Source organism: Devosia sp., assembly GCF_028290435.1.
In the GTDB taxonomy this organism is placed as follows: Bacteria; Pseudomonadota; Alphaproteobacteria; order Rhizobiales; family Devosiaceae; genus Devosia.
This window is the reverse complement of record NZ_JAQGJV010000078.1, coordinates 66,074-91,029: the sequence shown is the minus strand read 5'-3', so window position 1 is coordinate 91,029 and position 24,956 is coordinate 66,074. Positions and strand designations below refer to the sequence as shown.

Here is a 24,956-nt window from a genome sequence, read left to right as displayed (position 1 = left end):
TTTTTGAGTGACACCATGGTCGACACCCGTTTTCACCGCTTTGCCGGCCCAGCCAAGCTAAGCACCATTCTGGCCGCGACCGGCTGGAGCGATGCCCTGGCCAGCCTCAACGGTGAGGATTTCGAAATCCACGGCGTCGCCGAACTGGACCTGGCCGCTCCCGGCGACCTGGCGCTGGCCGCCCACCTCAACTACGTCGAAGACTTGCGCAGCACCTCGGCTGGTCTGGTCGTCATTGCCGCCGGCTTGGCTGATGCAGTTCCGGCGCAGACCCAGGCACTGGTCGTTGAACGCCCACACCAACTCTTTGCCGACATTCTCGATTTTCTCTATCCGGACAGCACCCGCTCGGTCATCGCCGCACAACGCAACGATCTGGAGCCGCCGCTGCTGGAGCGCGACGTGGTGCTGGGCTCCAATGTCGTCATCGGTCCGGGCGTCGAGATTGGCCGAGAAACTATTATCGGGGCCAACACCGTCATTGGTGCCGGCGTTACCATCGGCCGTAACTGCATCATTGCCGCCAATACCACGATCGATTGCACCCATATCGGCAATGGCGTGACAATCCATTCCGGCGTGCGTATCGGCACTGAAGGCTTCGGCTGGCTCGACCATGGCCAAACCAACCGCAAGATTCCACAGCTTGGCCGCGTTATCGTTCAGGACCGCGTCGAAATCGGAGCCAATTCGACGATCGACCGCGGGGCCTTGGGCGACACCGTGCTGGGCGAGGGCACCAAGATCGACAACCTGGTCCAGATTGGCCACAACTGCCGCATCGGCCGCAATTGCCTGATCGCGGCGATGAGCGGCTTATCGGGCTCAACCATTATCGGCGATGGTGTGCTGATGGGCGGCGGCACCGGCACCTCCGGCCACCTGACCATCGGCGCTGGCTCGGTGGTCCATGGTCGAGCCGCGGTCACCAAGAACTGGCCGCCCGGCTCCAAGCTTGCCGGGGCTCCGGCGCAGGATATAAGAGACTTCTGGCGCGAAATCGCCGTCATGCGAAAACTATCGAAAGGGGACAAGCGGCAATGACCGATCTATCGACCGCGAGCAAAGAGCTCACAGCGATGAGCATCGCCGAAATCCTCAAAAGCCTGCCCCATCGTTACCCAATGCTGATGATCGACAAGATCATCGAAATCGACGGCGACGAAACCGCCATCGGCATCAAGAACGTGACGTTCAATGAGCCGATCTTTCAGGGTCACTTTCCGGAAAACCCGATTTTTCCCGGGGTACTGATCATCGAAGGCATGGCCCAGACGGCTGGCGCCATCGTCATCGCCCATGATTCGAGCGGCGACCGCAAAAATATCGTGCTCATGCTGGGCGTGGACAAAGCCAAGTTCCGCAAGCCGGCCGGCCCGGGCGACAAGATCGAGTTCCACATTTCCAAGATTCAGCGCCGGCGCAATGTCGGCCGCTATAAGGCAGAGGCCATCGTTGATGGTGTCATCATTGCTGAAGCCGAGATCACGGCGATGATCGTCGGGGTTCCCCTGTGACGTCGGCCACCATTCATCCGACGGCAATCGTCGGATCTGGCGCCAAGCTGGGCTCAGAGGTCAAAGTCGGCCCGTTCTGCATCATCGGCGACAATGTCGTTCTGCATGACAATGTGGAACTCGTTTCCCACGTCACCATCGACGGCCATACCGAAATCGGTGCCGGCTCGCGCATTTTCCCCTTCGCCTCGGTTGGTCATGAGCCGCAGGACCGTAAATATGCCGGCGAGGCCTCGCGACTGGAAATCGGTGAGCGCTGCGTTATCCGCGAAGCCGTAACCATCAATCCCGGCACTGCTGCCGGTGGTGGGATGCTGACCAAGATCGGCAATGACTGCCTGCTGATGGCCAGCGCACACGTGGCGCACGACTGCATCCTTGGCAACAACGTCATCATGGCCAACTACGTCGGTTTGGCCGGCCACGTCCTGGTGGGCGACAACGTCACTTTCGGTGGCATGGCCGTGGTGCATCAGTTCACCCGCGTTGGGCCCCATGCCTTTATCGGTGCGCAATCGATGATCGATGGCGACGTCATCCCCTATGGTATGGCCCTGGGCAACCGCGCCTCGCTGGCCGGCCTAAACCTGGTCGGCCTCAAGCGCCGCAAGTTCGACCGCGAGGCCATTCATCGGCTGCGCGCAGCCTACCGTATGATCTTCGCCAGCGAAGGCACGTTGCGCGAACGTGTCGAAGACGCCGCCGAACTGTTTAAGAACGACGCGCTGGTCCAGGACGTGGTGAAATTCATCGGCGCCGCATCCGACCGGCCGATCCTCATTCCGCGCAACGGCCACACTCCCGAATAAATGGCCAAGGCGACAGGACGGCTTTCGATTTTCGCGGGCACGGGAACGCTGGCGCCTTATGCGGTCGATGCGGCGCTGGCAGCCGGCTATAAAGTGCAGGTGCTGACGCTGGAGCCGCGCAGCGATGTGACCAAGGTCAAGGTCATTGGCGTCGATGTTGGAAATCCGCTCGCCATCATCTGGTCGCTCAAGATTTTTCGCACCACCCACATCGTCATGGCTGGCGGTATTCATCTCTCCGACAAGACCCGCGAAGGGCTGATCCGCTTCGCCAACAAAGACGCACCTGCCGCATCGGCCAGTGCCGCGCCGGTCGGCGACGCCACTCTGGCCGCCTTAGGTAGCGTGCTCAAGAAAATGACCGGCGCCGATCTGGTCGGCATCCACGAAATCGCCCCTGAATTGTTGGCGCCTGAAGGGGCAATCGCGGGTCCTGTCTTGTCCGAAGACGAGATCGGGTTCGCCCAATTTGCGTTACGGACGGCCCGCGCCATTGGCGCTCTGGATATCGGGCAGGCCGCAGTCGTCTCCGGCCACCGGGTCCTCGCCGTCGAGGATATCGGCGGCACCGATGCGCTGATTGCCAGGGCCGGCGAGTTGAAACGGCTGGGTCTAGCTGGTGACGGCGCGGCGCGCCTGATTCTCGCCAAGGCCGTCAAACCGCAACAGCCCAGCTTCGCCGACCTGCCGGCCATCGGCCCGCAGACCATAGCCAATTGCGCCGCCGCCGGCATTGCGGCGATCGCCGTCGAGGCAGGCAACAGCCTGCTGTTGCAGCGCGCCGAGCTGGTCGATGCCGCCAACCGCCTCGGCGTCAGCGTCGTTGGCCTGAGGCTCACCGATGGCTGACGCGCTCAAGCTGTTCATTCTGGCAGGCGAGCCGTCCGGCGACCGCATTGCCGCAGATCTTGTGACGCGACTGCGCGCCAAGGTCGCGGTGACTCTGTCCGGTATCGGCGGTGACGAGCTGATGGGGCAGGGGCTCAAGCCGCTGTTCCCGATGAGTGATCTGGCGGTTATGGGGCTGACCGACGTGCTGCTGCGACTGCCGCTACTGCTATGGCGCATCGAGCAGACGGCGCGCGCCATCGTCGCTGGCAATCCCGATATCGTCGTGCTGGTCGATGCGCAGGATTTCTCCAAGCGCTTGGCCAAGCGGGCCAAGGCACTTGGATTCACCAAGCCGATCCTGCTCTACGTCGCCCCCAGCGTCTGGGCCCGCGCGCCACATCGGGCCAAGGCGCTGACGCCGCTATTTGACGAAGTGCTCGCGGTCTTGCCATTTGAGCCTGCGGTAATGACACAGCTGGAAGGCCCACCGACGCACTATGTCGGTCACCCCTCGCTCGCCGAAGGCATCCCCACCTCGACCAGCATGGACCGGGGGCTGGTCGCTCTTCTGCCGGGCAGCCGCAATGGCGAATTACGCCGCCATCTACCCCTGCTAGGTCAGGTTGCCGCCCAACTAGCCGACCATCCCGCCATCAGCGGCTTCTTCATTCCCACCCTGCGCTCGCTGGAGGGACGGCTAAGCGCCGAGACCGCCAATTGGCCGGTGCCCGTGACCATTGTCGCCAATCGCGCCGAGCGGCGTGCGCTGTATCAGCAAAGCGTGCTGGCGTTGTCCGTTTCTGGAACCGCGACACTGGAACTGGCGCTGGCCCGCGTCCCCATGGTCGTCGTCTACGTCCTCGACAAGCCACAGGCGCGCGAGTTCGACCGCATCGGCCGCCCGCAGGTTGGCTTGCCCAATATCGTGCTGGGCCGCATCGTCACCGATGAGTTGATCACCACGGGGCCAGAGCCCGAAACGCTCAAGGCCGCGGCGCTGCGCCTGCTCGACAATAAAAAAACCCGCCAGGACCAGATTGTGGCCTTTGGCGAGCTTGCGGATTTGATGGTGCACGGCACGTCGGACGCGCCCCGGCAGGACCCGGCGGACCGGGTCCTCAGTCATTGGCAGATCAGCGGGCGCTGATCGCCTCGTAGTCGCGGGCCGGCGAGCCATTATAGAGCTGGCGCGGACGGCCGATCTTCTTCTGCGGATCGGCGATCATTTCTTTCCACTGCGCGATCCAGCCGACCGTACGGGCGACCGAGAACAGCACTGTGAACATCGAGGTGGGGAAGCCAATGGCCTCAAGGATGATGCCCGAATAGAAATCCACATTTGGGTAGAGCTTGCGATCGATGAAGTACTGGTCCTCGAGTGCAATCTTTTCCAGTTCCTGCGCGACCTGCAGGATCGGGTTGTTCTCGACACCAAGCAGAGCCAGCACTTCCTTGGCCGTCGCCTGCATGACCGTGGCGCGCGGATCGAAGTTCTTGTAGACGCGATGGCCGAAGCCCATCAGCTTGAAGCCGGAATTCTTATCCTTGGCGCGGGCGATGAATTCGGGAATACGGTCAACCGTGCCGATTTCCTTGAGCATGTTGAGCGCCGCCTCGTTGGCGCCGCCATGGGCCGGGCCCCAAAGGCAGGCCACGCCAGCCGCGATACAGGCAAAAGGATTGGCGTCGGACGAGCCGGCGAGCCGGACCGTCGAGGTCGAGGCGTTCTGCTCGTGATCGGCATGCAGGGTGAAGATCAGGTCCATCGCCTTGGCGATAACCGGGTTCACCTTGTACTGCTCGGCCGGGACCGAGAAGCACATGTGCAGGAAATTGGAGGCGAAATCGAGATCATTGCGCGGATAGACGAAGGGCTGGCCCACCGAATATTTATACGCCATGGCGGCGATCGTCGGCATCTTGGCGATCATGCGGATCGAGGCGATCTCGCGCTGCTGCGGATCGTTGATGTCGGTGGAGTCATGGTAGAACGCCGCCATGGCGCCGACCACGCCAGTCATGACTGCCATCGGATGGGCGTCGCGGCGGAAGCCGCGATAGAAATAGTGCATCTGCTCATGCACCATGGTGTGGTGCGTAACGACCTCTTCGAAGTCCTTCAGCTGCACCTTGCTCGGCAGTTCGCCATAGAGCAGCAGGTAGCATACTTCCAGGTAATTGCTTTTGGCGGCCAACTGGTCGATCGGATAGCCGCGATACAGCAGTTCGCCCTTGTCGCCATCGATATAGGTGATGGAGCTGTCGCAAGCGGCCGTGGAGGTAAATCCGGGGTCGTAGGTGAACATGCCGGTCTTGGCGTAAAGCGATCGGATGTCGATGACATCCGGCCCGACGGACCCGGACAGAACCGGAAATTCGTAGGACTGATCCCCGATGACGAGTTTGGCGACTTTGTCGGTCATTCAGCTCTCCTCGATGGCCCGCAACCCAATAGAAAAGGAGTTTCGTTGAGCTGGGCCGGCAAATGTGGCTTAGGCATAGGCTGCTCCTGAGGTATCAGCTTTTGCCGTCGCGAAGCAATTGATGGGTAAGCATTCCTTACCCACCTAACTGTCATTATTTCGTGTCGATCTGGTCTCCCAGGCGGGCGAGGCTCTCGTCCCGGCCAATCAAAACCATCACCTCGAAAATCCCCGGCGACACAGTGCGTCCGGTCAGCGCCGCGCGCAACGGCTGAGCCAGCTTGCCCAGCTTCAGCCCCTTGGCCTCGGCCAGGGTACGCATCGCCGCGTCGATTGCTTCCACGCTCCAATCGTTCAACCCGATCAACAGGTCCCGCACATCGCCGAGCACGGAGCGTGCGTCCGGTGTCAGCAGCGCCGAGGCCGCGCTATCGATAGGCAACGGACGTGACGCATAGATGAATTGCGCTAGGTCGATCAGCTCCAAAATGGTCTTGGCGCGCGGCTGCAGTTCGGGCAGGGCGGCAAGCACGGTGGCCTTGTCGGCGGTCAGGCCTTCCAGGTCCGCCAGTCGGCCAACTTCTTCGGCCAGGGCAATCATCACGCCGTACAGATAGTCCGGCTTTGCCTCGCGGATGTAGTGGCCATTGATGCTCTCAAGCTTGACGAAATCGAACCGGGCCGCGCCCTTGTTGAGACCGTCGAGGCTGAACCACTCGATCATCTGCTCGCTGGAGAAAATCTCGTCGTCGTCGTGCGACCAGCCGAGCCGCGCCAGATAATTGCGCAGGGCCTCAGGCAGATAGCCCATCTGGCGATAGGCCTCGACGCCGAGTGCACCGTGGCGCTTGGAGAGCTTGGCGCCGTCCGGCCCGTGGATCAATGGAATATGGGCCATCTCGGGAATGTCCCAACCCATGGCGTTATAGACCACGATCTGGCGCGCGGCGTTGGTCAGATGATCGTCGCCGCGGATGATGTGGGTGACGCCCATGTCATGGTCGTCCACGACCACGGCATGCATATAGGTCGGCGTGCCGTCGGAACGCAGGATGATGAAGTCATCCAGGTTCTCGGCCTTGAACACCACCTCGCCCTGCACATGGTCATGCACCACAATATCGCCGCTGAGCGGCGACTTGATGCGGATGACTGGGGCGACGCCGGCCGGAGCCTCGGACTGATCGCGATCGCGCCAATAGCCATTGTAGCGCGGCGGCTTGCCGGCGGCGCGGGCCTCTTCGCGCATCTGGTCCAGCTCGGCGGGCGAGCAATAGCACTTGTAAGCGTGACCGCGCGCGATCAGCTCATGGGCGATTTCGGCATGGCGCGAAGCGCGGCCGAACTGGCTGATGGCGTCGCCATCCCAATGCAGGCCGAGCCAGCTCAGGCCATCCTTGATCGCCTCGACAGCGGCTTCGGTGGAGCGTTCGCGGTCGGTGTCCTCGATGCGCAGCAGCATCTTGCCGCCCATCTTGCGGGCATAGGCCCAACTGAACAGCGCGGTGCGGGCACCGCCGATGTGCAGATAGCCGGTGGGCGAGGGGGCGAAGCGAGTGACGACCTGAGACATTATAGACCGGAACGGTTGGACGAGTTTCGGTGCCGTGTGTAGCATAGGCGGGCATGAGCGCAAGGGCGGGGGGCCAGGCCGGTGCTGAGCGCGGAAACGCTGGAGACCACCGAGCTGCCGGCGCCGCCCAAGCCGCGGGGCTCGCTCGTCTTGCGCCCGGGCCGCTTGCCGGCGGCTACAAGTCCGCTGTGGCGCCGTGTTGCGGTTTCGGCGCGCGATGCAGTGGTCGAAGCGGTTGAGACGCGGCGGCTGTTCGTGCTGCTGCCATTCTGCGTTATTGGCGGAATGGTGGCTTATAGCCAGGTGGCATTCGAGCCCAATCCGTGGGCTTTGCTGGGCGTGGCGATCCTGCTTGCTGGATTTCTTGTTGTCTCCCTGCCGCATATCGCGCGCTTTCGCGTCCTGCTGCTGGTTTCGGCGATCTGGGCCGGCGTGTGCATGCTGCCGATTCACGGATTGCTGTTCGGAACGCCGATGTTGCGGTTTCCGGTCTATGGGCAATATCAGGCGACGGTGGACGAAATCCTGTCGCAGACGGAAACCCAGCGTCGCATCGTGGTCTCCAATCTGGTTGCGATCGGCGATAGCAAGCCGGCTGGGGTGACGCGGGCACGGCTGCTCATTGGCGCCGACCCGCCGCTAGCGCCGGGTGACGTCATCGAGGGCAAATTGCGGCTGGCGCCGATTCCTGGTCCGGTATTGCCAGGTGCCTTCGACAGCCAGTTCCATGGTTATTTTGCCGGCATCGGTGCTTACGGCAATGTCACGAGTGGGCTGGCCCTAGTTTCCAACGGTTCAAGTTTCGATCCGACCCGCGCTATCGAGGGACTGCGTCGTTCGATTGCCGAACGCATCGGGCATGTTTTGACCGGCTCGTCCGCCGCAATCGGCGACGCCATGGTGATGGGCGACCAGAGCCTGATTTCCGATGAAACGCGCGACGTGATGGCAGCGTCGGGGCTGGCGCATATCTATTCAATTTCGGGGCTGCACCTGTCGCTGGTGGCGGGCGGCGTGTTCTTTCTGCTGCGGTGGCTTTGGCCGCATTGTCCGGCTGGACGCAGCGCTTGCCAATCAAGAAGATCGCGGCGGTCGGCGGCATTCTTGCTGCATGTTTCTATCTCTTGCTCGCCGGTGGCCTCGCCAATGTTCCGGCGCTCCGATCGACCCTGATGCTGGGCCTGATCTTTGGGGCGATCCTGGCCGGGCGCCGGGCGCTGACCATGCGCAATGTCGCCATCGCAGCCCTGGCCATCATCCTCATCGATCCCGCCAGCGTGTTCCGCGCCAGTTTCCAACTATCGTTCGCGGCTGTGGTGGCGTTGATCGGAGTCTACGAGTTGCCGCGCAAACCGCCGGTCGAGGGCAGGGGATGGATTGGCCGGTCGGTTAACCATGTCTGGGTCGCCGCGCTGACCAGCCTGATTGCCGGCACCGCCACTTTGCTGTTCTCGGCCTACCATTTCCAGCAGACCGCGCCGCTTGGCGTGCTCAGCAATGTGCTGGTGCTGCCGGTGGTCAGCTTCATCATCATGCCAACTGCCATCGCGTCGGTGCTGGCCATGCCGTTCGGGGTCGAGCAGCCCTTCCTCATTGCCATGGGCTGGGGCATCGAGCGCATGGTGGATGTGGCAACGCTGGTGGCCAATTGGAGCCAGGGGTTGGAATCGAACCCGCTACTCACGCCGATTGCGCTGTTCATCGGCCTGTTGGCGATGGCTTGGTTCGCCTTCATCAAGAACTATTGGCGCTTCGCCGGCCCGGTTCTGGCGATTCCCGCTATTTTGCTGTTCGCGCTCGATACCAGACCGGATGTGCTGATCGCCGATACGACCCAAGCCGTGGCGGTGCGCGATGGCGGCGGCATGGGTCTGCTCACCGGCAAGGACGGCACTTTCGCCGTCGATGTCTGGAGCGAGTATTATCAGGAAGACTTCGCACCGAAACTGGCTGGCGCGCATTGCGATAGCGTCGCCTGCGTCTATGCCAATGACCGCTTTTCGATATCGGTGATCAAAAGTGTAGAGGCCTTCGCCGAGGACTGCGAGCGCAACGATCTCGTCATCGCCCGTATTCCCGCGCCCCAATATTGTGGGGCGCAGGTGATCGATGCGAAAACCCTGCGGAACACTGGCGTGCAATGGCTACGCTGGGACGCGGCTGCAGGGCGGTTCGACGTCCGCCCCGCAGTGGCCAATCTCACCCGGCCGTGGCGAGCCGCGCTACAGTGACGCCCGCTCCGGGAATGCTCGCTTCGCCAACCACATAGCCGGCTTCATCAGCCGCCTTGTTGAGCGTCGCGGCGCCTGCACCGTAGTTGACGTAGATGCGGAACCCGCCGCGCACCCGGCAGCGCACGCCAGCCGGCAGGTTCAGCACCGGCAGGTCGGCCTCGGCGATCAGGTAATCGACCACGCGCTGCACCAGCGCTTTGTTGCCGCTGGCGGTGAGGTAGAACAGCTTGCCCTGCGACACCAGCACCGGCAGGTTGTCTTCGTCTTCAATTACGACTTCGCCGCCGGTCTCGACGCGCTCGCGCCAGTGGTGCACTGCGCCGCCACCCTTGACCGGGGTCTGATGCACCGGATCTGTGGTCGATACGCGGGTGACCCGCAGATCCATCATATTGCGGGGCAGATCCGGCGCCAGTTTCGCCGGAATGGCAAAGTCCTGCGTCTTCGAACCGCTGCGCGGCCCGATCAGCAATTGGCCCTCGAATGTCTCGATTGCCGTCCGCAGCGCATCGTTCCAAGCGAACAGCGCCGGAATGGCCACAATGTCATATCCGGCGAAACTGGTCGTGTGCGGCGACAGCACATCGATATCGATGCCATGCTTGCGGAACGCCGAATAGAGCGCCCGCACATGCGCGCCATGCGAGAACCCCTTGGCCTGCGGGGCGATCTCCCAGGCCCATTCGCTTTGATAATCATAGACGACGGCGACGCGCGCTTTGCCGGCAACCCCGGCAATGCCCGTCGCCTTCAGCTCCTGCGCCACCTGCATGGCTTCGCCATGCGCCGGGGCCGGTTCGCTATCGGGCCGCAGCAGGCCGGCATGCATCTGCTCCTGCGCGAACGGCGCCTGCCGCCAACGGAAATAGGAGACTACTTCCGCGCCATGCGCGAACGCTTCCCAAGCCCAGAGCCGGGCCATGCCGGGCAGGGGATCGGGATTGAAATCGGCCCAGTTCACCGGACCCGGCTGCTGCTCCATGATCCACCAGCGGCCGTGGCCGACGGTGCGATAGAGGTCATGGTGGAAGGCGGCATTATCGGGGTCGCCCTGGCGCATATACTGGTGCTTGAGCTCGTCGGACTCATTGCTGACCGCCAGATGGCCCAGCGGGTAGCTGTCCCAGCTGGCAATATCGAGGGTTTTGGCCACGTCATAATGATCGAAGTCGCTGGTGCGGCTCATGAAATTGTGGATCACTGGCAGGTCAGGCCGCCGCGCCTTAAGAATATCGAACTGCACCTTGTTGAATTCCGCCACCTGGTCTGAAGCATAGCGGCGGAAGTCCAGCGCATGGGCCGGCGCGGCTTCGGTCACCAGCAGGTTGGGCAATTCGACCTGGTCAAAGCGGTTGTATTCCATCGACCAGAAGATATTGCCCCAAGCCGTGTTGAGCGCATCGACCGTGCCGTATTTCTGGGCCAGCCAAGCCTGGAAACCGGCTTTGGCAGCCGGCGAATAGGAATAGGTCGTGTCGTGGCAGCCATATTCATTGTCGGTCTGCCAGCCGCCCAAAGCCGGGTGGTCGCCCACGGCATCGGCCAAGAGCCGAGTGATCCGTCCAGCTTCTTCGCGATAGCCGAGATGGGAAAAATCGTAGTGCCGGCGCGAGCCGAAGCCGCGCTGCCGGCCCTCTTTGTCCACCGACAGCATGTCAGGATGCTTGTCGACCATCCAGCGCGGCGGCGTCGCTGTCGGGGTACCAACGATCACCTGCAGCCCGTGCCGGCCCAGCGCATCCATGGCGCGGATGATCCAGTCGAATTGCAGGTCACCCGGCGCGGGTTCGAACTTGGACCAGGCGAATTCCCCGATTCGCACGAACGTGATGCCGACCTCGGCCATGCGCTTGGCGTCGCTCTCCCACCATGCCTCGGGCCAATGTTCGGGATAGTAGCAAACGCCGAGGGCAGGGGTCATTACGTGGACTCTTAGAGTGTGATGAGGGGTTCAGGCTGGCCGGCGATATCGAGCTCGATGGCGAAGACACCGCCCGCGACTTTTTCGGCGGCGAGCTGGTCGGCGCTGAGCGTCTTGGCGGCGGTGGTCAGGAACAGGGTCTTGAGGCCGGGGCCGCCAAAAGCCGGGCAACTTACCTGGCTGACGGGCACTTCAATGATACGATCAATCGAGCCGTCCGGCGCATGCCGGACCACGCAATTGCCGCCCCATTTGGCGTTCCACAGATAGCCTTCGCTATCGACGACGGCGCCATCGGGATAGCCACGACCGTCGGACACATCGGCAAATATCAACCATTCGCCAACCGGCAGACCGGTGGCGGGATCGGCCGCGCATTTGAGTATCTGCTTGGTCGGCGTATCGCTCCAATAGGCGGTGCGTCCATCGGCCGAAAAGCAGGTGGCGTTGGGGATTTTGACCTGCGTGCGGATGGTGGTCAGCTTGCCAGCGCGATAGTGGTAGACCGCACCGCCTGGCTCGTCCTCTTCCTTGCGCATGGTGCCGATCCAGAAGGCGCCGGACGGATGCACGCGGCTATCATTCGTGCGCGTGCTGGCGTCGTCGGCCTCGATCGGCACGATCAAGCTGGTCGCCCCGGTCAACAGGTCATAGCGCTTGAGCCCGGTTTCCGTGGCAAGTGCCAGCGTGTCATTGTCGATCACCGCCGCTGCCGCAACGATCTCGTCGAACGACCAGATATTGGCGACCGCGCCATCGGCTTCAGCCGCGAACAGTTTGCGATTGTTGATATCGAAAAAGAACAATTGCTGGCGCAGCGGGTGCCAGAACGGACCTTCGCCGAGGGCGCATTGGCTGTTGATCAGCAGGCGGGCCGTTTGGCTCATTGGGCTTGGCCCCGGTCATAGGCGGCAACGGCCAACGCCGCATGCTCAGCGGTCTGCGACAGTTCCATGCCCGGCTTGTAGAGATAGGTGCCCAGCCCGAAGCCGACGCAGCCGGCGGCGAAGAACTCGGCGAAATTGCCCGGATCGGCGCCGCCCACCGCATAGAGCGGCAATTCTGGCGGCAGCACGGCCTTGATGGCCTTGATGCCCTTTGGCCCCAGCACTTCGGCGGGGAAGAACTTGAGCCCGGTGGCGCCCGCCCGGATGGCGCGGAAGGCATCGGTGGGCGTGAACACGCCCGGATAGGAGGCGAGATGGATGCGCACCGTCTCCTCGATCACCGCCTTGTTGGTATCGGGCGAGACGATGAAGGTGCCGCCGGCATCGGCGACCGCCAGGACCTGTTTTTTACTCAGCACCGTGCCAGCGCCGATCATGGCGGTGTCGCCAAAGGTGTTGGACGCCAGCGAAATGCTGGTCAGCGCGTCGGGCGAATTGAGCGGCACTTCGATCATGGTGATGCCGGCATCGATCAGCGCCTTGCAGACGTCAATGATCTCGGCCGGCGTGATGCCGCGCAGAATGGCGATGATGTGGCGAGGGGTTTCCATGAGGTCCGTCCGCTAAGAGGAAAATTGGCGCGCGGCCTTGAGGCCCGCCAGCACCGCTTCGGTAGCATCCACCAGCCGCGAACGCACGCCGATCCGCGTCAAAGCTTGGCCATAAAGCGCACAAAGCGCCGCCGAGCCGATGAGCGGTACTTCGGCATCGCCGATCCATTCGCGATTGGCGCCGATTTCACTGCCGATCAGGAGGCCCGACAGATAGCCGGCGCACCAATCCGGCTGCCGTCCCGACAGCAGTGAGCCGGCGCGCACTTCGAACAGTTGGCCCAGGAGGCCTTCGGGATGGTCGAGACCGGCCTGAACGCCGACCGCAAAGCCTTCGTCGCGCCCGGGCCCATCGAGGTCCCCGCCCAGCGAATGGCGCAAAACCGAGTGGGTGCGCAGCACCTCGAACATTTCGCCGGTCATGGCGGTGGCGAAGCGCTCGATGCGGGTGCCAGACAATTGCGCCCATTTCGAATGGGTGCCCGGCATGCAGACGACGCCGTTGAAGCCGGGGTTGAGCGCCGCGAGCCCCAGCAACTGGGTTTCCTCGCCGCGCATCACATTGTCGGAGCCGGGGGTTTTCTGGCAAACACCGGGTAGGATTGCCGGGGCCAGACGCGCGTCGGGCATTTCGGGGCGGACGGCGCCGTCAAGCAGGCCGCGCAGGTCGGTGGGCGCCTGCAGATAGGGGGCCTCCAGCCAGCCTTGCCGCGCCCCGGCCATGCCGCAGATCAGCACCTGGATGGGTTGGCTGGATTGGCTGTCGACGCCCTCCAGCAGCTCGCTCAGCGCGCCGGGAAATTGCTCGCGCGTCAGCTTGCCCATGCCATTGGGTGAGGTGCGCGAAACCGCGACCGCCCCGGCGGCGTCGATGCCCCAGGCGCGCAGGTTGGAGGTGCCCCAATCGACGGCAACCCAGTCCACTTTGTCAGTCACGGCAAAACTCACCCTTTATGCGCGACCGATCCGGCCGCAATCGGGCCGAACGCTACCGCCTGCATCGGATTCCAGCTAGCCTCAATCGACTTCGCCGCATTGCTGCTTCTATCGGCGCAGAGGATCGGCTCGTCTCGTCATTTGGTAAGGCCGTTCAGGCGTCTGGAAACATCTCCCCGGCAGATTTTGAGCCAGCCCAAACCGGGGAAATTTCGACAGAATCCCGTTCCCTCTTGCCCCTGTCGTGGTACAGATGGCAAAATGTTGAGGCACGTTACCGCGGCGTCATATCGCGGACATGAGGAACAGAAAATGACGGCAGACACCAGCGGCGGTCCGGGTAACGGGCAGGGCGCAGCGAAAAAGTTGCGCTCGCGCGCTTGGTTCGACAATCCGGATAATCCGGACATGACCGCGCTCTATCTCGAGCGCTACATGAATTTTGGCGTCTCGCGCGAAGAGCTGCAGTCCGACAAGCCAATCATCGGCATCGCCCAAACGGGCTCCGACCTGTCGCCGTGCAATCGCCACCACATCGTGCTGGCCGAACGCGTCCGCGAAGGCATTCGCGAAGCCGGCGGCATCGCCATCGAATTCCCTGTGCATCCGATCCAGGAAACCGGCAAGCGCCCCACTGCGGGCCTCGACCGGAACCTGGCCTATCTCGGTCTCGTCGAAGTGCTCTATGGCTATCCGCTGGACGGCGTGGTGCTGACCATCGGCTGCGACAAGACCACGCCCGCCATGCTGATGGGCGCCGCCACCGTCAATATTCCGGCCATCGCCCTGTCGGTCGGCCCGATGCTGAATGGCTGGCACAAGGGCGAGCGCACGGGCTCGGGCACCATCGTGTGGAAGGCTCGTCAGATGATGGCGGCCGGCGAAATCGACTATGCGCAGTTCATTGAGCTGGTCGCGTCATCGGCGCCCTCCACGGGGTATTGCAACACCATGGGCACGGCCTCGACCATGAACTCGCTGGCCGAGTCGCTGGGCATGCAGCTGCCGGGTTCGGCCGCCATTCCCGCGCCGTATCGCGATCGCCAGGAAATGGCTTATCGCACTGGCAAGCGCATCGTCGACATGGTGCGTGAGGATCTGAAGCCGTCCGATATCCTGACCAAGGACAATTTCATCAATACCATCGTGGTCAATTCGGCCATCGGCGGTTCGACCAATGCGCCGATCCACATCCAGGCCATCGCCAAGCATATCGGCGTGGAACTGGAACTGCAGGATTTCCAGACCTATGGCCACAAGGTACCGCTGCTGGTGAACCTGCAGCCGGCCGGCGAATATCTGGGCGAGGACTTCTACCATGCCGGCGGCGTGCCGGCGGTGGTCAACGAGCTGATGAGCCAGGGGCTGATCCGCGAGAACGCGCCCACCGTCAACGGCAAGTCCATCGGCGACAACTGCCGCGCCACGACGATCCAAGACGACAAGGTCATCCGGCGTTTTGACAATCCGCTCAAGACCGAGGCTGGTTTCCTCGTGCTGCGCGGCAATCTGTTCGACAACGCCATCATGAAGACCAGCGTGATCTCGACCGAGTTCCGCGATCGCTACCTGAACAATCCCGAACATCCCGGCATGTTCGAGGGCAAGGCGGTGGTGTTCGATGGTCCCGAGGACTACCACCACCGGATCGACGATCCCTCACTCGCGATCGACGAACACACACTGCTGTTCATGCGCGGCGCTGGCCCAATCGGTTACCCGGGCGCGGCGGAAGTCGTCAACATGCGGCCACCCAACTACCTGATCAAGAAGGGCATTACTGCCCTGGCCTGCATCGGTGACGGTCGCCAGTCCGGTACTTCGGGTTCGCCCTCGATCCTCAATGCCTCCCCGGAAGCCGCAGCCGGCGGCAATCTCGCCATCCTGCGCACCGGCGACCGCGTGCGGATCGACCTCAACAAGGGTTCTGCCAATATCCTGATCGACGACGCGGAAATCGCCAAGCGTCGTGCGGATCTGGAATCCATGGGCGGCTACAAGTATCCCAAGCACCAGACGCCGTGGCAGGAAATCCAGCGCGGCATCGTCGGCCAGCTCGGCGACGGCGCTATCCTCAAGCCCGCCGAAAAGTACCAGCGCATCGCCCAGAGCGAAGGCATCCCACGCGACAACCACTAAGCTAAATGCAAATGGGCCACTCTCCTTCCAGAGAGTGGCCCAAATCTGTAAAGTCCGACCGTTGTCTTATTCCTTGGCAGCCGTCTCGATCGTCACCCAGCGACCAGTGACATCGCACTGCAGCAGCATGGCGTCATTGTTGCGGATACCGACGATCGCACCTGCCGAGGACAATTTGCCTTCGAGCAGGCAACCCGCGACCGGAGTATCGGCTTTCGCTACGGCCCAGCCGGTTCCGGCGTTGCAGACTGCGGTGCCATTGCCAGCATTAATGCCCACACCTGCCGAAAACGTCACGTTGCCGACCCAACAGCGGGTCTCCTTGATGCTCGCTTCCTGAGCGAACGCCGGAATGTTGCCGACCGCCAAAAGGCCAAGCGCGACAAGCAGGGTGCGCCGCATCAGTATTTCCTCAGCAGGCCCACCAGACGGCCCTGGACCTTGACGCGGTCGGGTCCGAAGATGCGGGTTTCATAGGCCGGATTGGCGGCTTCCAGCGCGATCGTGTTGCCCTTGCGGCGCAGGCGCTTGAGGGTGGCTTCCTCGTCATCGACAAGAGCCACGATGATCTCACCGGTTCCCGCAGAGTCCTGCTTGCGGATCAGCACGGTATCGCCATCGAAAATGCCAGCCTCGATCATCGAATCGCCGCGCACTTCGAGTGCATAATGCTCGCCGGCACCCAGCATTTCAGGCGGTACGGAAATGGTGTGCGAATGGGTCTGAATCGCCTCGATCGGCGTACCGGCCGCGATGCGTCCCATCACCGGCACCGAAATGGGCCGGGCATAGTCTTCGACCGAACCGCGCATCGGCGGCGACGCCACCTTGCCCAGATTGCCTTCGATCACACTCGGCTCGAAGCGGGACTTACGCCCGCCCAAAGAGGGGTTCATCGAATCGGGCAGCTTGAGCACTTCCAGCGCGCGCGCCCGGTTCGGCAGCCGTCGAATGAAACCGCGCTCCTCGAGCGCCGTGATCAACCGGTGAATGCCCGACTTGGATGCCAAATCGAGCGCATCCTTCATCTCGTCGAACGATGGCGGAATACCGCTTTCCTTCATCCGCTCATGGATGAACATCAGCAGCTCGTGTTGTTTGCGCGTTAGCATTGGGCCCCTCGGTCGGGAATCGGAACAAAGACTGAACGATGATACGTGTTCCAGTTATGTTCTGCAATATGCCAATGCAATGCTGGCGCAATTTCCGCCCTTGCAAGCAAACCAGGCTTCGTACCGGGGCCCATGCGGTTTTATTTCAGCCTAGAACGCGTCGATACTGATGGCCTCGACCATAGTACCGGCCGGCTGACCCGGATCATGTTCTGGTTGCACGATGAGCATGTCGGCTTGCGCCAGCGAGGAGGTATGACCGCTATCGACCTCGGAAATCGGCATCAATGCCGTCCCACTGGACCCATGCAGGACATGGGCGCGCATGAAATGGCGCCGTGCGGTATTGGGCGGGGTCGGACCCGCCAGTGGCAGATGCCAGAGTTGACCAGTGGATTCGGCATGGCCCTGCAACAGCCGCAGTGCCGGCTTGATAAAAATTGTGGCGGTAACCAGCGCCGAGACGGGGTTCCCCGGCAGGCCGAAGATCAGCGTCTTTCCGCGCGTGCCGAACATCAGCGGCTTGCCGGGCCGCATATTGATGCGCCAGAAATCCAGCGTCACGCCGAGCGACAGGAGGATTTCCTGGACAATATCGTGGTCGCCGACGCTGGCGCCGCCGGTGGTAACGACGATGTCCGGCTCGCTGGCGAAAATGGCTTCCAGGGTCGCCGTCAGCGCCGCCCGGTCATCGCCGACAATGCCGTGGTCGGTGACGGTTTCGGAGTAGGGCGCCAGCAGGGGGCTTAGGCCGTAGCTGTTGGACGAAACGATTTGGTCCGGTCCCAGCGGCGTGCCGGGCACGACTAGTTCATCGCCGGTCGCTAGGAGCGCAATTTTCGGTCGGCGGTTGACCGCGATGGCGGGGACATTCGCCGCTGCCGCGACGGCCAGTTGCAGTGCGCCGAGGCGCGTGCCGGCGGCGACCAGAACCTGGCCGGTGGCAAAGTCATTGCCGATTGGACGAATGCTGCGGCCGGGCTTGGGCTGGTCGGTAAACTGAACGGTGCTCCCGGTCACCGTCGCCTCTTCCTGCATGATCACCGCATCGGCGCCGGCAGGGACGGGCGCGCCGGTAAAAATGCGCACGCATTGGCCTTCGCCAACAGTGCCGGCAAAGCCCGCGCCGGCTTGCGACATGCCGATAATGGCAAGGCTGCGCCCCGGTACGGCGTCCTGCGCCCGCACCGCGTAGCCATCCATGGCGCTGGCGTTGAACGGGGGCTGGTTGTGGCTGGCGACGATGGGCGCGGCCAAGACCCGGCCGGCGGCATCGCGCAGAACAACTGTTTCGGCCTGCGCCTGGGGCACGCGCTTCAGAATCGCAGCAATCGCGTCTTCGACGGGTAGCAGGCTCATGGCGTGCGCACGAAATCGCCGGACTTGCCGCCCGATTTTTCCAACACGCAGATATCGGTCACCACGATGGCGCGGTCGATGGCCTTGGCCATGTCGTAAAGCGTCAGCGCCGTAGTGGACGCCGCTACCAGCGCCTCCATTTCCACGCCGGTCTGGGCGGTGGTTTCTGCGGTGGCGTGCACGACGATCACCGTCGCGCTCTCGGCCGCGATGTCGACGCTGACCTTGGTCAGCGGAATCGGATGGCAGAGGGGGATCAGGTCCGAGGTCTTCTTGGCGGCCATGATGCCGGCAATGCGGGCCACGGCCAGCGCGTCGCCCTTCTTGAGGGAGCCGCCCATGATCGCCGTCACCGTCGCCGGCTCGGCGATGATACGGGCCTGGGCCACGGCCCGGCGGCGAGTGACGGCCTTGTCGCCGATATCGACGATGTGGGCTTCGCCCTTGGCGTTGAGGTGCGTAAGGCCGCCTTGTGCCATGCCTATGCGCTCACTGTGCCCATGAGCAGGGCGCGCGTGGCGGCGACAACGTCGTCCTGGCGCATCAGGCTTTCGCCAACGAGGAAGGTGCCGATGCCGGATGCTTCGTCCAGCTTGCGCACATCGTCGTGGCTGAGGATGCCGCTTTCGCTGACCAGCACCTTGCCGGCTGGCACGCCGGCGGCGAGGTCGATCGACGTCTCCAGGCGCGTCTCGAAGGTGCGCAGGTTGCGATTGTTGATGCCGATGAATTCCGCATCCAAGGCCAACGCCCGGTCCAGCTCAAGTTGGTCGTGCACTTCTACCAAGGCATCCATGCCCCATTCCTCGGCGGCGTCGAGCAGGTAGCGGGCCACGTCGTCGCCAACGGCGGCCAGGATGACCAGGATGCAATCGGCGCCCCAGGCGCGGGCTTCGGCCACCTGATAGGTTTCGAACAGAAAATCCTTGCGCAGCACGGGCAGGGTAGTCGCCGCGCGCGCCTCGATCAGATAGCTGGGCGAACCCTGGAACGATGGACGGTCGGTCAGCACCGAGAGGCATGTCGCGCCGCCGGTTTGGTAGGCGCGGGCGATTTCGGCTGGATTGAAATCCTGGCGAATCAAGCCCTTGGACGGACTGGCCTTTTTTACCTCGGCGATCAGCGCATATTGCTTAGCGGCGCGCTTGGCCTTGATGGCTTTGAGGAAGCCGCGGGGCGCTGGCTGGTCGTGCGCCATTGCCACGACTTCCGCCCAGGGTCGCATGGCCTTGGCCGCGGCGATTTCCTCGCGTTTGTAAGATTCGATCTGCTTGAGAATATCAGCCATGGTCTCGCCCGTTGGACACCGCGACGAGCCGCGCCAGCGTCTCCTTCGCCTTGCCGCTGTCGATGATGTCGGCGGCCAGTTCGGCGCCGCTTTTGAGGTCTTGCACACGATCGGCGACAATCAGCGCGGCCGCCGAATTGAGCAGCACGATATCGCGATAGGCACCGGGCTTGCGGTCGAATAGTTCCTGGATTGCAGCCGCGTTATATTCGGGGTCGCCGCCCAGCAACTCCTTGGGATCGGAGCGTTTGAGACCGGCCTGTTCGGGCGTCACCTCGAAACTGCGAAGGTCGCCGCCGGCGATCTGGGCAACGAAACTCGGGCCGGTGGTGGTGAGTTCGTCCAGCCCGTCACTACCATGCATCACCCAGGCCTTGATGGCGCGGTTAGCGAGAAGGGCGGCCGCGACCGGTTCCACCCATTCCTGGGCGTAGACGCCCAGCACATAGCGACGCACGCCAGCCGGATTGGACTGCGGACCCAGGAGGTTGAACATGGTGCGCACACCCATTTCCGCGCGCGCCGGGCCGACATGGCGCATGGCAGGGTGGTGGGCGGGGGCGAACATGAAGCCGATGCCGGCCTCGTTGATGCAGCGCGAGATTTCGGCGGGCGTGAGATCGAGTTTGACGCCAAGCGCTTCGAGCGCCTGAGACGAACCCGACCTAGATGACAGGGCCTTGTTGCCGTGCTTGGCCACGGGAATGCCGGCTGCTGCGACGACGATGGCGCTGGCGGTGGAGATGTTTAGCGTGCCGCCGCCATCGCCGCCGGTGCCGACGATATCGATGGCGTGTTCGGGGGCGTCCACCGTGACCATCTTTTCGCGCAGGATCGAGACGGCTGCGGCGATTTCGCCGACGCTCTCGCCTTTGACGCGCATACCCATGAGGAACGCGCCGATCTGGCTGGGTGTGGCATTGCCCTCCATGATCGTGGTCATGACGCCGCGCATTTCCTCGCCGGTGAGGTCGCGGTTGGCGGCGATTTTGTTGAGAGCGGCCTTGATGTCCATCAGGCGGCTTTCTTCTGGTTGAAGTCGCGGGCCAGATTCAGAAAATTCTGCAGCAGCGCGTGGCCGTTTTCGGAGGCAATGCTCTCGGGGTGGAACTGCACACCGTGGACGGGAAGGGTCTTGTGCTGCATGCCCATGATGAGGCCGTCGTCGGTGGTCGCGGTGATTTCGAGCGTGTCCGGCAGGGTCTCCGGCTTGACGATCAGCGAATGGTAGCGCGTCGCCTCGAAGCCGGAATTGAGACCGCGGAACAGGCCCTTGCCGGTGTGGTTGATCTTGGAGGTCTTGCCATGCACCAGATGCGGCGCGCGGATCACGTCGCCGCCCAGGGCCTGGCCGATGGCCTGATGGCCAAGGCATACGCCCAGGATCGGCATTTCGCCCTTGAACCTATTGATCAGCGCCAGGCAAATGCCCGCTTCATTGGGGGTGCAGGGACCGGGCGAGAGCACGATCGCCTCGGGCGCCATGGCGGCGATTTCATCGAGCGTGATCTTGTCGTTGCGCACGACAGTGATGTCGGCGCCGAGTTCGCCCAGGAAGTGGACGAGGTTGTAGGTGAAGCTGTCGTAGTTATCGATGACGAGCGTGCGGGTCATATCTCTGGTTCCAGCGCGGCTAGTGGGGTCACGGGTTCAGGTTCAGAACCAGTCCCGCCATCGGTGTTGAAACATTGCATGCGCCATCATTGCCCGATCCTGGCTTCGCCGGCGTAGCGTAGCGCTTCCTCGGCGGCGCTGAAAAGGGCGCGCGCCTTGTTTTCGCATTCGGCCTGCTCGAGTTCGGGCTGGCTATCGGCGACGATGCCGGCGCCGGCCTGCACGAACAGCTTGCCGTCCTTGAGGAGGGCGGTGCGCAGCACGATGCAGGTGTCCATTGTGCCGTCGGCACCGAAATAGCCGACGCAGCCGCCGTAGATGCCGCGGCGTGAAGATTCCAGTTCGTCGATGATTTCCATGGCGCGCACTTTTGGCGCACCGGACACCGTTCCGGCCGGGAAGCCAGCGGCCAGCGCGTCGACGAAGTCATATTTTGGATCGAGCACGCCTACGACGTTCGAGACGATGTGCATCACATGGGAATAGTATTCGAGGAAGAACTTGTCGGTGACCTTGACGGTGCCGGTCTTGGCAACCCGGCCCACATCGTTGCGGCCCAGGTCGAGCAGCATCAGGTGTTCGGCCAGCTCCTTGGGGTCGGCCAGCAGTTCGGCCGCCAGTTCCTGGTCGCGTGTCGGCGTGGCGCCGCGCTTGCGGGTGCCGGCGATGGGGCGAATGGTGACTTCGCCATCCTGCACCTTGACCAGGATTTCCGGGCTCGACCCGGCGACCGAGAAGTCGCCGAAATCGAGGAAATACATATAGGGCGACGGATTGGTGCGGCGCAGCGCTCGATAGAGCGCAGTCGGCGGCAGGGTGAACTCCGCCTCGAAGCGCTGGCTCAGCACCACCTGGAAGACATCGCCGGCGGTGATGTAGTCCTTGGCCTTGGCCACCATGGCGAAATACTCGTCTTTCGAGGTATTGCTGGTGACCTCGATCTTTTCCAGATCGGGAAGGGCAGGGGTCGTGGGCAGCGCTTGGCCCAGGCGCTGGATGGCGTCGTCGATATGCGACTGCGCCGATTCATAGGCCTGCCGGGCGGTCACGCCATCGCGGACGTAGACCGGCGCGGTGAGATAGAGTTCGTCCTTGAGCGTATCGAAAATCGCGAGCATGGCCGGGCGCATCAGGATGGCTTCGGGCATGTTTAAATGGTCTGGATTGCTGTTGGGCAGCGTCTCCATATAGCGGACCATCTCATAGCCCAGGAAGCCATAAATGCCCGCGGACTGCGGCGGCAGGCCCTCGGGCACTTCGATCTTGGAGCTGGCCACCAGATTGCGTAGGGCGTCCAGCGGCGCTGCGGCCAGAGGCTCGAAGCGGTCCACGTCAATATGGGCCGCGCGATTGATGGAGGCCGCGCCGTGCTCGACCTTGAGGATGACATCGGGGGCGAGGCCGACGATCGAGTACCGGCCGCGAATGGCGCCGTCCTGCACGGATTCGAGCAGGAAGGTGTTCTTGCGGCCCGCCGCCAGCTTCATGTACGTGCCAATGGGCGTTTCAAGATCGGCGACGACGCGACGCCAGACGATCTGGGACTGACCAGCATCGTATTGCACCGCGAAACGCCCAAAGACCTCGTCGCCCATAGTCAGTATCCGATTATAGAAGTTGCCGTTATTGCTGGCCGCCGAGTTGCAGCGTCTGCGTCAAGGCCTGCTGGTTGATGCGTAGCCCGGCTTCGTCGCGCACTGCGGTGACGAAATCGCCGTAAAGGCCGATACGGGCTTCGTTTTCCAGCGAAGCGTTCTGCTGGGTGGCCAGTGGACCATCAGCCGGGGTCACAGCGCTGACCTGGAACACGATGTGATCGCCTTCCGTGTTCACCGCCGAGCCGTGATGATCCGGACCGCCGGCAAACGCCGCCGCCGCCACCGGGCCGTCGATGGATGTGTTGGCTTCGCCAAACCGGGTAAAGGGCAGGCTGGCTTGCGGAACCAAGCTCAGCGCGGACGCCACGTCGATCAGGTCTTCGCCGCCATCGAGACGTTTGACAATGCTGTCAGTTTCGGCGTCGATCGCCGCGTTCACCTTCTCGGTTGTCCAGGCGGTGGCAACGGCATCGCGCACTTCGTCCAGGGTTTGATCGCGCGCCGGATCGACCTTTTCCAGGTCGAACCAGACGTTGCTATTGCCGTTCAGCGTGATCGACGGCGTCAGCTTGCCCTCGGTGGCCTTGAAAATCGCCTGCACGGCCTTGGGACGGTCGGCCTCGGCCAGCGATGGGATCACGGCCAGTTCAGCGCCGCCCTGCGTTACGGCAGCGTTGTAAAGCGGCAGCCCAAAGCGCTTGGCGATTTCGTCGAGCGGCTTGAACGCCGCGCGCAGTTCCTCGACCTGGTCGAGCACGTCGGCATACTCGGTCTTGGCCTGCGCCAGCGCCAGGCTGTGCGCGATTTCGTCATGGGCTTCGGCCAGGGTCTTGGTGTGCCCCGCCTCGATTGCCGAAACATGGATCGCGCGCTTGCCGGTGACGCCGTCGATGACCGCATAGCCATCCTGGGCCAAGCCGAACGCGGCTGTCGCCAGGTTCGCATCGGTGATGTCGCGCTGGGCCAGCGTGCCGATATCGGTCGCGGTCAGGCTGTTTTCGGCGACCAACGCGTCGAATGTCTTGCCGGCCGCTGCACCGCCTTCGAACGCTGCGATCTGCTCCGGCGTGGCCAGCGGCACCTGCTGGATGGTGCGGCGTTCCAGCGTCGTCATATTGGCCTTCGTGCGCTCGTACTCGGCACCGATAGCGGCTTCATCGATGGTCTTGGTGGCGGCCAGGGTATCCGGCGACAATGCCATCAGCCGCACGGTGCGGGTTTCGACGGTGCGGAAATCGGTCTGATGCGCGGCCAGATAGGTCGTCAGATCGGTATCGGTTGGTGCAGCCGGCGTCTCGATGGTGTTTTCACCAACCACGATGTAGTCGACCGTGCGCTTGTCGGCGGCGTAGCGGTTGACCAGGACCGATGCGGCGGCCGGCAGCTTGACGTCGCTGAACAGCGACAGAATCAACTGCTGGCGGCGCGCCGACTCGCTCTGGGTCTTGAAATATTCGGCTTCGGTTATGCCGCTCTGGCGCAGCACGTTCTGGAACTGGCTCGGATCGAAATTGCCCAGCGTGCCGGCGAAATTGGTATCCTTGCGCAGCATCTGGCTCAGCTTGCTGTCCGACACGCCAAGACCGAAATTGTCGGCCAACTGGTCGAGCGCCGCGTCTTGCGCCAGGTTTTGCAGCACCATGGAGGGAATGCCCAGGCTCATGGCTTCCTCGGGCGAGGGGACCGAACCGATCTGCTGGGACACCTGTTGCATCTGGATCTGATACGCCCGCAAGAAATCGCGCGAGGTGATATCGACATTGCCCACCTTGGCCACGTTATTCGTGCCAAGATCGGTGATCACATTATTGATGCCGAATCCAGCCAGACCTGCCAGCAGGCAGACCCCCATCGCCTTGCCGGGCCAGGATTTTGCAAACAGACGCAAACTATCGAGCATGTCAGACGTTCCAGTACGCAAGGTTGGTGCATTCGCCCCAAAGGGCCGGACGCACCGGATTTGAACCGCGGGCTTTACCGCCCTTATGGCGGGATACTAGTAAAGCGTTCCGTGGAAAAAGGGAGACCCTTTTATATCCCGGAAACGCATGGATAATCGGGGTTAGGGCAAAGCCCGTTCCGGTGCAAGAGGCAGGAGTAGCAA

General features: G+C 62.9%; 21 protein-coding genes and 1 pseudogene. 7 read left to right on the top strand and 15 right to left on the bottom strand.

The features are described from left to right. Positions 1-15: 15 nt before the first annotated feature. From lpxD to JWP26_RS17730, 5 genes are read left to right on the top strand one after another with little or no spacing between them, the layout of a single operon-like run. Complete coding sequence (gene lpxD / locus JWP26_RS17750; protein ID WP_299730803.1) at positions 16-1,044, top strand: UDP-3-O-(3-hydroxymyristoyl)glucosamine N-acyltransferase; 1,029 nt, start codon at positions 16-18, stop codon at positions 1,042-1,044. After that, a complete protein-coding gene (gene fabZ, locus JWP26_RS17745; protein WP_299730800.1) occupies positions 1,041-1,517 on the top strand; it encodes a 3-hydroxyacyl-ACP dehydratase FabZ in 477 nt (158 codons plus the stop codon). Before lpxD ends, fabZ begins: the two co-directional genes overlap by 4 nt. Then, positions 1,514-2,326, top strand: coding sequence for an acyl-ACP--UDP-N-acetylglucosamine O-acyltransferase (gene lpxA / locus JWP26_RS17740; protein WP_299730797.1), 813 nt, complete (start codon positions 1,514-1,516; stop codon positions 2,324-2,326). Before fabZ ends, lpxA begins: the two co-directional genes overlap by 4 nt. Next, positions 2,327-3,175, top strand: a complete 849-nt coding sequence (gene lpxI / locus JWP26_RS17735; RefSeq protein ID WP_299730794.1) for a UDP-2,3-diacylglucosamine diphosphatase LpxI — start codon at positions 2,327-2,329, stop codon at positions 3,173-3,175. Then, positions 3,168-4,304, top strand: a complete 1,137-nt coding sequence (locus JWP26_RS17730) for a lipid-A-disaccharide synthase (protein WP_299730791.1) — start codon at positions 3,168-3,170, stop codon at positions 4,302-4,304. The genes lpxI and JWP26_RS17730 overlap by 8 nt, the downstream gene beginning before the upstream one ends. On the opposite strand, the gene gltA is transcribed toward JWP26_RS17730, so the two are convergent. After that, entirely contained in the window at positions 4,291-5,580 is a 1,290-nt protein-coding gene (gene gltA, locus JWP26_RS17725; RefSeq protein ID WP_299730789.1) for a citrate synthase, read from the bottom strand. The genes JWP26_RS17730 and gltA overlap by 14 nt on opposite strands. A 154-nt stretch (positions 5,581-5,734) precedes the next feature. Continuing rightward, a complete protein-coding gene (gltX, locus tag JWP26_RS17720; protein WP_299730876.1) occupies positions 5,735-7,156 on the bottom strand; it encodes a glutamate--tRNA ligase in 1,422 nt (473 codons plus the stop codon). A gap of 282 nt (positions 7,157-7,438) precedes the next feature. Between gltX and JWP26_RS22425 the strand changes: the two are divergent. Then, positions 7,439-9,384: pseudogene (locus JWP26_RS22425) on the top strand (ComEC/Rec2 family competence protein). Here JWP26_RS22425 and JWP26_RS17705 read toward each other — a convergent pair. From JWP26_RS17705 to JWP26_RS17690, 4 genes are read right to left on the bottom strand one after another with little or no spacing between them, the layout of a single operon-like run. After that, on the bottom strand, positions 9,353-11,308 hold the full coding sequence (locus JWP26_RS17705; RefSeq protein WP_299730786.1) for a beta-galactosidase: 1,956 nt from the start codon (positions 11,306-11,308) through the stop codon (positions 9,353-9,355). The pseudogene JWP26_RS22425 and the gene JWP26_RS17705 overlap by 32 nt on opposite strands. 11 nt (positions 11,309-11,319) lie before the next feature. Further along, positions 11,320-12,195 carry an SMP-30/gluconolactonase/LRE family protein gene (locus JWP26_RS17700; RefSeq protein WP_299730784.1) on the bottom strand — a complete coding sequence of 292 codons (876 nt, stop codon included), beginning with the start codon at positions 12,193-12,195 and terminating at the stop codon, positions 11,320-11,322. Beyond that, positions 12,192-12,806, bottom strand: coding sequence for a 2-dehydro-3-deoxy-6-phosphogalactonate aldolase (locus JWP26_RS17695; RefSeq protein WP_299730782.1), 615 nt, complete (start codon positions 12,804-12,806; stop codon positions 12,192-12,194). Before JWP26_RS17695 ends, JWP26_RS17700 begins: the two co-directional genes overlap by 4 nt. A gap of 12 nt (positions 12,807-12,818) precedes the next feature. Beyond that, on the bottom strand, positions 12,819-13,742 hold the full coding sequence (locus JWP26_RS17690; protein WP_299730780.1) for a 2-dehydro-3-deoxygalactonokinase: 924 nt from the start codon (positions 13,740-13,742) through the stop codon (positions 12,819-12,821). A gap of 312 nt (positions 13,743-14,054) precedes the next feature. Here JWP26_RS17690 and JWP26_RS17685 point away from each other — a divergent pair, with 312 nt between their 5' ends. Beyond that, positions 14,055-15,881, top strand: coding sequence for an IlvD/Edd family dehydratase (locus JWP26_RS17685; protein ID WP_299730778.1), 1,827 nt, complete (start codon positions 14,055-14,057; stop codon positions 15,879-15,881). A gap of 66 nt (positions 15,882-15,947) precedes the next feature. Here the strand turns inward: JWP26_RS17685 and JWP26_RS17680 are convergent, their stop codons facing one another. From JWP26_RS17680 to JWP26_RS17640, 9 genes are all read right to left on the bottom strand, one after another. After that, complete coding sequence (locus tag JWP26_RS17680; RefSeq protein ID WP_299730776.1) at positions 15,948-16,283, bottom strand: hypothetical protein; 336 nt, start codon at positions 16,281-16,283, stop codon at positions 15,948-15,950. After that, complete coding sequence (lexA, locus tag JWP26_RS17675) at positions 16,283-16,993, bottom strand: transcriptional repressor LexA (RefSeq protein WP_299730774.1); 711 nt, start codon at positions 16,991-16,993, stop codon at positions 16,283-16,285. The genes JWP26_RS17680 and lexA overlap by 1 nt, the downstream gene beginning before the upstream one ends. Before the next feature lie 150 nt (positions 16,994-17,143). After that, positions 17,144-18,352: a gephyrin-like molybdotransferase Glp gene (gene glp / locus JWP26_RS17670; protein ID WP_299730772.1), complete on the bottom strand. Its 1,209-nt coding sequence runs from the start codon at positions 18,350-18,352 to the stop codon at positions 17,144-17,146. Continuing rightward, a complete protein-coding gene (moaC, locus tag JWP26_RS17665) occupies positions 18,349-18,831 on the bottom strand; it encodes a cyclic pyranopterin monophosphate synthase MoaC (protein WP_299730771.1) in 483 nt (160 codons plus the stop codon). The genes glp and moaC overlap by 4 nt, the downstream gene beginning before the upstream one ends. 2 nt (positions 18,832-18,833) lie before the next feature. Then, positions 18,834-19,640 carry an indole-3-glycerol phosphate synthase TrpC gene (gene trpC / locus JWP26_RS17660; protein ID WP_299730770.1) on the bottom strand — a complete coding sequence of 269 codons (807 nt, stop codon included), beginning with the start codon at positions 19,638-19,640 and terminating at the stop codon, positions 18,834-18,836. Beyond that, positions 19,633-20,655, bottom strand: a complete 1,023-nt coding sequence (trpD, locus tag JWP26_RS17655) for an anthranilate phosphoribosyltransferase (protein ID WP_299730769.1) — start codon at positions 20,653-20,655, stop codon at positions 19,633-19,635. The genes trpC and trpD overlap by 8 nt, the downstream gene beginning before the upstream one ends. Next, entirely contained in the window at positions 20,655-21,254 is a 600-nt protein-coding gene (locus JWP26_RS17650; RefSeq protein WP_299730768.1) for an aminodeoxychorismate/anthranilate synthase component II, read from the bottom strand. The genes trpD and JWP26_RS17650 overlap by 1 nt, the downstream gene beginning before the upstream one ends. 86 nt (positions 21,255-21,340) lie before the next feature. After that, on the bottom strand, positions 21,341-22,849 hold the full coding sequence (gene trpE / locus JWP26_RS17645) for an anthranilate synthase component I (RefSeq protein WP_299730767.1): 1,509 nt from the start codon (positions 22,847-22,849) through the stop codon (positions 21,341-21,343). Positions 22,850-22,877: 28 nt separating this feature from the next. Further along, positions 22,878-24,752, bottom strand: a complete 1,875-nt coding sequence (locus tag JWP26_RS17640; protein WP_299730766.1) for a peptidylprolyl isomerase — start codon at positions 24,750-24,752, stop codon at positions 22,878-22,880. Between the last annotated feature and the right edge of the window lie 204 nt (positions 24,753-24,956).

What these genes read in the sequence shown, in the direction of transcription:
- lpxD (WP_299730803.1), top strand. Translation starts at nt 16, where the DNA reads ATGGTCGACACCCGTTTTCACCGCTTTGCCGGCCCAGCCAAGCTAAGC.
- fabZ (WP_299730800.1), top strand. Translation starts at nt 1,041, where the DNA reads ATGACCGATCTATCGACCGCGAGCAAAGAGCTCACAGCGATGAGCATC.
- lpxI (WP_299730794.1), top strand. Translation starts at nt 2,327, where the DNA reads ATGGCCAAGGCGACAGGACGGCTTTCGATTTTCGCGGGCACGGGAACG.
- JWP26_RS17730 (WP_299730791.1), top strand. Translation starts at nt 3,168, where the DNA reads ATGGCTGACGCGCTCAAGCTGTTCATTCTGGCAGGCGAGCCGTCCGGC.
- gltA (WP_299730789.1), bottom strand. Translation starts at nt 5,580, where the DNA reads ATGACCGACAAAGTCGCCAAACTCGTCATCGGGGATCAGTCCTACGAA.
- JWP26_RS17705 (WP_299730786.1), bottom strand. Translation starts at nt 11,308, where the DNA reads ATGACCCCTGCCCTCGGCGTTTGCTACTATCCCGAACATTGGCCCGAG.
- JWP26_RS17700 (WP_299730784.1), bottom strand. Translation starts at nt 12,195, where the DNA reads ATGAGCCAAACGGCCCGCCTGCTGATCAACAGCCAATGCGCCCTCGGC.
- JWP26_RS17695 (WP_299730782.1), bottom strand. Translation starts at nt 12,806, where the DNA reads ATGGAAACCCCTCGCCACATCATCGCCATTCTGCGCGGCATCACGCCG.
- JWP26_RS17685 (WP_299730778.1), top strand. Translation starts at nt 14,055, where the DNA reads ATGACGGCAGACACCAGCGGCGGTCCGGGTAACGGGCAGGGCGCAGCG.
- JWP26_RS17680 (WP_299730776.1), bottom strand. Translation starts at nt 16,283, where the DNA reads ATGCGGCGCACCCTGCTTGTCGCGCTTGGCCTTTTGGCGGTCGGCAAC.
- lexA (WP_299730774.1), bottom strand. Translation starts at nt 16,993, where the DNA reads ATGCTAACGCGCAAACAACACGAGCTGCTGATGTTCATCCATGAGCGG.
- glp (WP_299730772.1), bottom strand. Translation starts at nt 18,352, where the DNA reads ATGAGCCTGCTACCCGTCGAAGACGCGATTGCTGCGATTCTGAAGCGC.
- moaC (WP_299730771.1), bottom strand. Translation starts at nt 18,831, where the DNA reads ATGGCACAAGGCGGCCTTACGCACCTCAACGCCAAGGGCGAAGCCCAC.
- trpC (WP_299730770.1), bottom strand. Translation starts at nt 19,640, where the DNA reads ATGGCTGATATTCTCAAGCAGATCGAATCTTACAAACGCGAGGAAATC.
- trpD (WP_299730769.1), bottom strand. Translation starts at nt 20,655, where the DNA reads ATGGACATCAAGGCCGCTCTCAACAAAATCGCCGCCAACCGCGACCTC.
- JWP26_RS17650 (WP_299730768.1), bottom strand. Translation starts at nt 21,254, where the DNA reads ATGACCCGCACGCTCGTCATCGATAACTACGACAGCTTCACCTACAAC.
- trpE (WP_299730767.1), bottom strand. Translation starts at nt 22,849, where the DNA reads ATGGGCGACGAGGTCTTTGGGCGTTTCGCGGTGCAATACGATGCTGGT.
- JWP26_RS17640 (WP_299730766.1), bottom strand. Translation starts at nt 24,752, where the DNA reads ATGCTCGATAGTTTGCGTCTGTTTGCAAAATCCTGGCCCGGCAAGGCG.